We start from the raw sequence: 9013 nt of genomic DNA, 5'->3' as shown, positions 1-9013 counted from the left end.
ATTGGCACTGGATTTTGACTATGCAATCAAGCAGAAGGGCGCTTTGCTTGCCAAGGGCCGGGTTTTATCCATTCAGTTTCTCGAGCTCTTTAAAGATGATTTATATTTTGAACTAGCGCAAAAAGCAAATTCCTACGCTATGCGGATCGCTCAGGTGATCAAAGAAAAAGGCCATTCATTTTTGACAGACTCAACCACTAATCAAATTTTCCCGATTTTACCCAAATCTGTCATAGAGACATTGAGTCAGAAATACCAGTTTTATATTTGGAAGGAAATAGATAATGATTATGCTGCTATTCGCCTGATTACCTCCTGGGCCACCGACGAGGAGCAGGTTGCAAGTTTTATGGAGGCCATATTGAAATCTTAGTGATCCGACCTCTAGGCTTATTAATCACTCCTAAATGAAAGCGTCCAATAGGTATGTTGTACCCATTGGACGCATCCGATAAAATGAAAAAAATTAGTCTTTAGGTTCCAACGCTTTCCAAACAACCGCTGCAACTGCAGCACCCACGAGCGGCGCAACGATAAATAACCATAGCTGAGACAAAGCTTGCCCCCCCCGCTAAAATGGCAGGACCAAATGAACGTGCTGGGTTAACGGATGTACCCGTTACAGGGATAGCAACGAGGTGGATTAATAGCAGTGTAAAACCGATTGCAAGTCCAGCCATTGTACTGTTACCTACTTTAGAGGTTGTCGCTAATATCACAAATAGAAAAAGAAACGTTAACACTGCTTCGATCAGAAAGGCAGAAGCAGTACCATACTCGTTTTGATAACCCTTTCCCCATCCGTTGGAGCCATAGGCCCATTCACCTGCAGTAAAGCCGGCCAGCTGTCCACTCAAAATCTGTTGAAGAACAAATGCTCCCAAAAGTGCGCCAATAAATTGATCAATGATATACACAATTGCATCCTTAGCAGACATTTTACCCGCCAATAATACACCAACCGTAACGGCAGGATTGATATGACAACCTGAGATTCCTCCGATCGCATAAGCAAAAACCACGACCGAAAGGCCGAAGGCAACTGCAATACCCAAAAGGCCAAGGCCAGAAAGTCCAGCTGTGGTATTGGCCCCTGCAATAGCGGCAGCTCCACAACCAAAAAGTACCAAACCAAATGTTCCAATTAGTTCGGCAACAAATTTTGAAGATGTTTTAATTTCCATATGAATCTGTTTATAACTTAGTTAACTCTAATTTAATCATTTTCCGTATTAAATTAAAGCACTAAAAAATTTATTGTAGAACAATATTCACACACTATTAAAATCAGTTCTATAGATACATCTTCAACATCAGTTTATCCATATTTCATCACAGGCTATAAGCGCGTTCCGTTTCGGATGATACCTCCATTCAGGTAATTTTGCTAAGGGCTCAGCATAGACTCGAATGACCTTAACACGGTCGTTTATCACAGCTCGATAGCGAACCTTCTCAACTGTATAATCTTCCTCCTGAGATTCAAGTTTCCTCAGCAGCACATCTTGAAAATCTTCGCCATTTTTGGATACCGAAATGCGGACTTCCTTTGGTGAAAATATCCAATGTCGGACATCCTTTAGAAAATTAAGCTCAATTGTATCGATGTGTTTTTCCTGTTCAAAATCAAACGTAATATCCATCGGCTCCCCATTCCATAGCAACCAGTTGTAGCTATAATCCATGTATCCTGGGACACTATCGGAGAGGGTTTCCAGACCATTGGCAGGGAAGGAAGGATCGAATGGATTTTTCAGTTTTATACTTGCTTGGGAAGCTTTGTTCGTTCTGACTCCAGCATTGAATATTTCGCTCCATTCTTTTGCATAAGCATCAGGTGACGCCCCCCCTTCGGCAAATTCTATTACCCCCAGCCTTTTGGCGTCTTTAATAAATTGAGTGACTTTACGGCTTACATTAGGTCTTACAACCCAATGGTCGCCGTCTTGCTCAAAGATACCATGCTGATGCGGACCATAGAACCGTGCTTGTTGCAAGTAGGTGTAATCCAAGCCTAAACCGACACGTCTAATACGCGATTCTAATAAAGGATTTCCTTCACTTGCAATTTCAGCTTTTTCTAACAATGTACTGTATTGATCCATAGCTTCGGGACTCAAAAAATCCTTTCTATTATCAATTGGATTTCCATAAATCGACAAAGCGGAGGAAGCTCCAGGCAAGTGATTTCTTCGCAGATCGAGATATTTCTTAATAAATGGCGCAGCCTTACCATAATAGCCCTCAATAAATTCATCTGTCAATTGCTCTTCTGAACGACCATCTGTATCCCAGGCAAGGTTAGCCAAAATATAAGCATTTAACTCCGCCATATCACTATAGGTCGCTCCGCCACCTTGTAAGAATACCCCTTCTACCCCTTGTCCTTTCAAATATTGCATGCTTTTCTGCATCGTTACTTGAATGGGGAATGGGGCAAGATAATTGGTAAACTGAGTCAAATAATCCCATACAAACACATGCTTCGCTTTCGATTTCCAAGCGCCCAATTGTCTACGGAAAGTTGCTGCAGAATATTCACTACTGATATCATTTTTCCGAAAAGCATCGATATTACTTAATATAACCGAAACATTATCTGCGACGCGAAAATGCGCTGGAGCATTAGCCGATTCGAGATACGCCAGCGTCGTAAATTTCTTGTCTGGAAATTTTCCGGCCACCCTATTCACAAAGTGGATCAAGGAGCCCTGTGCTCCTCCTTCGCGCTTATCAATGGCTTGGCAAAGATCGCAAGTACAGCTTCCAATGTCGTCATTGGCTGCTATGGACCAATAGATAGCCGTTGGATTTTCAAGCATCCTTTTCTTAAAGTAAGCGACTGTATGAGTAAAAACTTCTTCATTGGAAAGACAGAGCTGAATCGGTTGGCGCTTCCCATCATACAGCGCGTAATATTCCGGATGATCTTTAAAGTAAATCGATGGTGGCAATATTTTACTGAAGGTATGGCCCCAGTCCCCCCATCTATCTTCCAAATTATGTAGGCCATACCAGTCCATGTACTCCTGATCCAATTCCACAGGGAAATAAACTTCTCTAAATTGAAAATTAGGCTTTGAAAAGATTTTTAAATCGGCATCCACATATAACGCAGTACACTTTGGAACATCGGTACTTTCTTTACCTGTATACCACTTTCGCCCACCAATAACATCCCTGACATAACGGTACGCCGCAAATATTACACCTCTACCACTTCCTTTGATGTAAATATTTTTTCCTACAGCTTCAATCGAATAACTGTCTTCAGGGGACGCATTTGTTATTGGGCTTCTTTCCAAAATAATGGCATGTGTATCATCAACTTTGGCTTGTATTGCAAAATCTACACCTGTGCTTTCTTTTGTAAAGGTGTTTATCACCGCAGCAGCTTTTTGTACAACAGGATCATTTGCATCCGCCTGGATGACATAATCCGTTTTCCCATTGTCCACCAATACCATTCTTTCCTTACCCTGAACTATCGTTACCAAAGACAATAGACCTAACATAAACTTCCACATCATATTAAAAATATCTCCTTAATGATAGATTTAGATCATACTGGTTCATAAATCTATTTTCAGCAACTTTGTAATAGCTCCAACCGCCCATGAGTGTAAAACCCCAAGCATCTATGCGATGTTGCCAGCCTGCATTAATTGATCGGGATAAAAAATTGAAACGGTTGTTTAGGAATTGATAACGCGATGGATCATCTGGCGAAGTCCCCACATTACCGATTAGTGTGACATAGGAATCCGGTTTTTCACTGTTATAATAATGTCGGATCGCGAGGGAGTAGGCTTGGTTCCATCGCTGTTCATCACGTAACAAAAATCCCCTTAAATAGACAAAAGTTGGCCCAAAATATCGGCCTGCCGAAGCGACAAGTCCGTAATTATTTGTATTGTCATTTGCACGAACATACCTTCCTCCGAAATCGAAGAGCCACAATCCCGCTTCCCGATATAGGCTATAAGATGCGCGCCATGTTGGAAAAACACTACCATCAGCCCAAGCTATCTGGTGATAGGCATATATATTTTTACTGTAGTTAAGCCAAGCATCCAAACCGACCTGATAACCTTTCTCACCACGTCTATTCCCGTTATTAAACTGTCCGATAAGTGTATTTTTCTCCCCTAATTTTTGGCCATATTCCAGACCTGAAATAAAGAAATGTCCATTTGGCCGATCTTGCGAACTTTGCATATGATTTGCTCCAATATAAAACTTATAAGGCATATTCTCGCGGTAAACTTTGGTCAAATGCTGATATTGTACATTTTCTGGTATCTTCGCTACCAGCTGATTCATATAACCCAATGCCGTTGAATAATCTTTGTTTAGTGCGGCAATGTTTGCTAATTGTTCGGTAACAAAAATCGAACTGTCACCTCTGCTCCATAAAGTTTCGAAATCAGTCTTCGCTTTCCCGTATTCTCTATTCGTCATAAAAGCACTTGATCGCAGGTATAAGAAACGATTGTCTGCAGGATCAGCATGTTGTATACTGTCCGAATAAGCCAATGCTTGAAATACATCTCCCTTTTCGACGAAATTCCGTCCCCTTTTATACCAGATATCGATGCACGCATCACGGTCACGTGTTAACTTCCTATGTTCAAATTCGCTATACAACCTGATGATTTCAGCGTCCATCGGAAACCGTTTACTTGCGGATTGCCAGGTAATCGTTGCTTTTTCAGGCTGATTAGAAGACTCATATAGTGCAGCTAATGAAAGATACGCATCTCTGTAGCTCGGCTCGCTCGAAACCACTGCTTCAAAATAGGGAATCGCCCAGTCGGCTCGCCCCATCTTCTGATAGCTCAATCCCAAGATATACCTAAAATCCGTGTATTTAGGATATTTTGATAATACGGTTTGGCTCAATGCAATGGATTCCCCCACTCTTCCTGCTCGCAGGTAGCCAGCGGCTTTTGGAACCAAGCTGTCAAAGTCGTATGTTTTATTTTGCCAGTTAACCTGCGCATGTACAACTTGCGACAAAAATAGCAAACAAAAAATTAGCGCAGATAGGATTAATTTTTTCATTTTTCTACTTTTTAATGTGATCAGAGGGCAAAGGAGTTAAGGTGCCTTTTCGCGTCATTTCCCCCCAGGCATGCTTTTTCCCAAAAAGTTCTTGGACATAGCCCTTAAGCGAGCTATAAACGATAATGGGATGATAAACAAATGGTTCTATAAATGCGGTGAGGCATAACCTTATATATATTTTCGCCGTTTGTAATATTTATAGACATAATTGTCCAGTAAAATGGAAAAACTTGTCAGAAAGACCGAAAACATATAGACGAAGATCAATAAAAGAATAGCCATTGGCCAATTAATGCCATGTGTTAGGATGAGGTAGATATAAAAGAAAATACCTAAAATCTCCATAATAGGGGCAAAAAATTCGAAAATGGCATTGTATGGAAAAACGATGAGTCCAAACCTTTTGTACTTTGGATTAAAAAAGGCCTTACGATGTGTGCGCATAATTTGCATCAAACCCCGCGCCCAGCGTACACGTTGACGCGTTAACATCTTGAGGCTGTCAGGCCCCTCAGTCCAACAGAGCGTCTGCGGAATATACTTGACCTCGTATTTTTGGTTATTGTCACACATGGTCATACACATTCTGGTTACCATCTCCATATCCTCGCCCAAGGAATTAGAATCATATCCGCCCGCAGCAATGAGAATCTCTTTATCAAACAATCCCAATCCCCCCAGAAACATTGGGAATACAGTTGAGGTAATTCCAGCCCATTTTACCCAACAGGTATGATCGAATGTATTCCATTTCCTGAAAACGGGCCAATATGGGTTTGGGTAATGCAGCTTCCACCAACATACCGGAATCCACATAACTGGAGTTTGACATCCGTAGTGTTGCGCCCACAGCGATTACACGTTCCTTCGAATCCAGTACAGCTTCGATTAATTGAACCAGGGTGTCATTGGCGAGTACACAATCCACATCGGTATTTAAAATATAAGGAAAGGAAGCTACATTAATTCCAGCATTTACCGCATCGGCCTTACTACCCCCGTTTATTTTATCAACGATCGTTAGTCGTTTATGAGAGATGTCCCTGGATTTGTAGATTGCTTTAATCTCCTTACATGGCACCAAATAGTCAACCAAAAAGTCTACCTGGACCAGATCAAACTCTTTAATGAGCTTCTCCAATGTATCATCTTTACTGCCATCATTCACAATAACGACCTCGTATCTGGAGTAAAACAGTGTCATCAGCGAACGTACATTGTTCACGATTGTAACCGATTCATTATATGCTGGTGCGACAATACTTACCCCTGGAGCAATTTCAGACTCCATTAATGTCTGCACACGTCGGGAATTTCTCTTACGAAGATTCTTCCGGATCGATATGGATGACATCCGAAACAACATGACGTATACAATCATACGAAGATTCTTCCGGATCGATATGGATGACATCCGAAACAACATGACGTATACAATCAACAGCAAGAGACAATAAAATCCGAAAACAAATTCTATTGAAAATATAAAATGTTTCATATGCAATACTTTTGTGTTATGGAACCAATACCTAGCAATCTATATATAGTGAACCATAGGGTGACTAACATAACGTATAAGCTTATTGGAGTCTCGTCAAAACTTCCGCGATGTCCCCCTGCTTCTAGTCCCTGTACACAGATGATGTCAATGTCAGATTCTTCCAAAGCGATTGCTTCTGCCACCGAGGTGCATGTACCAATAAGAGTAACATCATTGTCTTTCAATCGTTTTATACTTTCTGTATCCAAATTTCCAAACGTAAAACTCACAACTTTACACCGATGGGTGATGATTACGTCAATCTGTTCCCTGTAATCGGTCAAATGGATACTATCAAGCTCGGGTAAGGTTACTTTCAAGTCGTGCTGCGCGGCTAATTGCTCCACGAAAGTTTTTGTTTCACTATACTGTTTCCTTAAATCGAATGAAACCTTGGGAATATTATTGACAAAAATATTGACCGCGAAAGGCCGCTTTAGATTTTCGGCAGTCAAACGAATAAGTTCGCTGCAACGTTCTGGCGGCAGATCACCCAAAGATAACGAACCGAGCGCTCCAGCACGCGAGGCTGCAATGACCATTTCTGGTGTCGTAACACCAAACATTGGAGCTTGGATAATCGGATATTCAATACCTATTGATCTTGTGAGTTGATTTGACCACTGCATATCGGGACAATTTAATAGTCTTAAAATTTGTATAACGATCGATGTAATGCGTCTAATTTAGCTTATTTTTTGTTAAATGATGTGATAACAATTGGGAAACATCCTACAACGGAAGTTCCAAATAAGCTATTTATACTGTATATTTATGGTATTCTATTACGTAACAAACAATTTTATGAAAATCGCCTTCTTTTCGACTAAACCATACGACAAATTATTCTTTGAACAGGAAAACAGCGCTTACGGATTTCAGTTTAATTTTTTTGAAACGCATTTAGGTCCACATATTGTCAATGCTATTGAAGATGAGAAAGTGGTCTGCGCATTTGTCAATGATAAACTAAACCGACAAGTGATTGAAGTACTTGCTCAAAAAGGTGTCGAACTGATTGCATTACGCTGTGCTGGTTTTAACAATGTTGACCTGGAGGCGGCAAAGGAGTTTGGCATTCAGGTATGTCGGGTCCCGGCTTATTCCCCAGAAGCAGTTGCAGAGCATACAATGGCAATGTTATTGACATTGAATCGTAAAACCCATAAAGCCTATAACCGCGTAAGGGAGCAAAATTTTGCATTGAATGGCCTTTTAGGATTTAATCTTCACCAGAAAAAAATTGGCGTTATTGGAACGGGGAAAATTGGAAAGGCCTTTATCAAAATTGCATTGGGATTTGGGGCAGAAATAATTGCCTATGACTTATATCCCGATCAGCAGCTTACAACACAGGGTGTCAATTACAAATCATTGGATGAGCTCTTTAAAGAATCAGATATCATTTCACTTCATTGTCCCCTAACCTCCGAGAACCACTACCTCATCAATAGCGAGTCATTGGGGAAAATGAAAGACGGCGTTACTATTATTAATACAAGCAGAGGCAATCTGATCAACACCCAAGATGTCATTAAAGCACTCAAAGAACGAAAAATTGGTTTACTGGGTATTGATGTCTATGAACAAGAGGAAAAGTTGTTTTTTAAAGACTTATCGACAACAATTATTGAAGATGAAACAATACAATTATTGATGAGTTATCCGAATGTCTTAGTGACGGCACACCAAGCTTTTTTCACCACAGAAGCATTAACCGAAATTTCGCAAAGAACACTAAGGAGCATCTCAGACCTATCAACCAAAGGAATCACTGACGCCGAGGTCATGCTTTAACAAGACTTCCCATCAAATTTATTTTGAGGTAGCGCTGTTAGCAATGTTGTGGCTAAATGCACCTTTTAAAGAAACAGAATGGATGCAAACTGTTGTATCATCGGTACAATTGTCTCATTAGGCATCAGCAAAAATGAGTAGCGAAAGGGAATATAAACTAAATGCCTATCCCCTTTCGCGTTTGTAATCACACCACCACTCATCAAGTCTTTCAATGACCGGCAGTAAAGTTTTACCTAATTCGCTAAGTTTATACTCCACACGTGGTGGAGATTCAGCATAAATCTGTCTACATAAAATACCATCACGTTCGAGCTCACGGAGTTGAACGGTCAAGGTCGTTTGCGCCAGATCTTCCATTTCCCGCCGTAGTTCTCCAAATCTTTTGGGGCATTGTTTGGCAACAGCCTTAATGAGCAAAACTTTCCATTTTCCGCCAATTATCTTAAAAATTCCGTTGACATCACAACAGGCTCCAAAATTTTCACTTTTTTTTTCCTTCATAATCTCCCCATACTGACCATTAGTTCATAAAAACATACCAAGTACATCATTTATAACTACTTGATTGCAAAAAATATCCAAACTATTTTTAATCGTAAAATTATT

Annotated in this window: 8 protein-coding genes and 1 pseudogene; 2 read left to right on the top strand and 7 right to left on the bottom strand. The window is 40.5% G+C overall.

The features are described from left to right. Window positions 1-373, top strand: a pseudogene (locus DTA23_RS16880) (threonine aldolase); the annotation flags it as partial. Window positions 374-473: 100 nt separating this feature from the next. Here DTA23_RS16880 and DTA23_RS16875 read toward each other — a convergent pair. From DTA23_RS16875 to DTA23_RS16855, 6 genes are all read right to left on the bottom strand, one after another. Further along, entirely contained in the window at window positions 474-1184 is a 711-nt protein-coding gene (locus tag DTA23_RS16875; protein ID WP_317192592.1) for an aquaporin, read from the bottom strand. A gap of 129 nt (window positions 1185-1313) precedes the next feature. Beyond that, window positions 1314-3530 carry a DUF4838 domain-containing protein gene (locus tag DTA23_RS16870; protein ID WP_112375473.1) on the bottom strand — a complete coding sequence of 739 codons (2217 nt, stop codon included), beginning with the start codon at window positions 3528-3530 and terminating at the stop codon, window positions 1314-1316. Between the two features lies 1 nt (window position 3531). Continuing rightward, window positions 3532-5064, bottom strand: coding sequence for a YaiO family outer membrane beta-barrel protein (locus DTA23_RS16865; RefSeq protein ID WP_112375472.1), 1533 nt, complete (start codon window positions 5062-5064; stop codon window positions 3532-3534). Between the two features lie 171 nt (window positions 5065-5235). Next, the gene (locus DTA23_RS27825; protein ID WP_204991139.1) at window positions 5236-5754 is read right to left on the bottom strand and encodes a glycosyltransferase family 2 protein; all 519 of its coding nucleotides are present in this window, start codon (window positions 5752-5754) and stop codon (window positions 5236-5238) included. Continuing rightward, window positions 5726-6565, bottom strand: a complete 840-nt coding sequence (locus DTA23_RS27820; RefSeq protein ID WP_204991138.1) for a glycosyltransferase family 2 protein — start codon at window positions 6563-6565, stop codon at window positions 5726-5728. The genes DTA23_RS27825 and DTA23_RS27820 overlap by 29 nt, the downstream gene beginning before the upstream one ends. Next, complete coding sequence (locus DTA23_RS16855; RefSeq protein WP_112375471.1) at window positions 6562-7236, bottom strand: NAD(P)H-dependent flavin oxidoreductase; 675 nt, start codon at window positions 7234-7236, stop codon at window positions 6562-6564. The genes DTA23_RS27820 and DTA23_RS16855 overlap by 4 nt, the downstream gene beginning before the upstream one ends. 175 nt (window positions 7237-7411) lie before the next feature. On the opposite strand from DTA23_RS16855, the gene DTA23_RS16850 reads away from it, so the two are divergent. Further along, on the top strand, window positions 7412-8404 hold the full coding sequence (locus DTA23_RS16850; protein ID WP_046673609.1) for a 2-hydroxyacid dehydrogenase: 993 nt from the start codon (window positions 7412-7414) through the stop codon (window positions 8402-8404). Between the two features lie 165 nt (window positions 8405-8569). On the opposite strand, the gene DTA23_RS16845 is transcribed toward DTA23_RS16850, so the two are convergent. Further along, complete coding sequence (locus tag DTA23_RS16845; protein WP_112375470.1) at window positions 8570-8908, bottom strand: winged helix-turn-helix transcriptional regulator; 339 nt, start codon at window positions 8906-8908, stop codon at window positions 8570-8572. Window positions 8909-9013: the final 105 nt, after the last annotated feature.

Source organism: Sphingobacterium multivorum, from assembly GCF_900457465.1.
GTDB lineage: Bacteria > Bacteroidota > Bacteroidia > Sphingobacteriales > Sphingobacteriaceae > Sphingobacterium > Sphingobacterium multivorum.
Note: the sequence above shows the minus strand (reverse complement) of the source record. Positions and strands in the feature narration are given on the sequence as shown.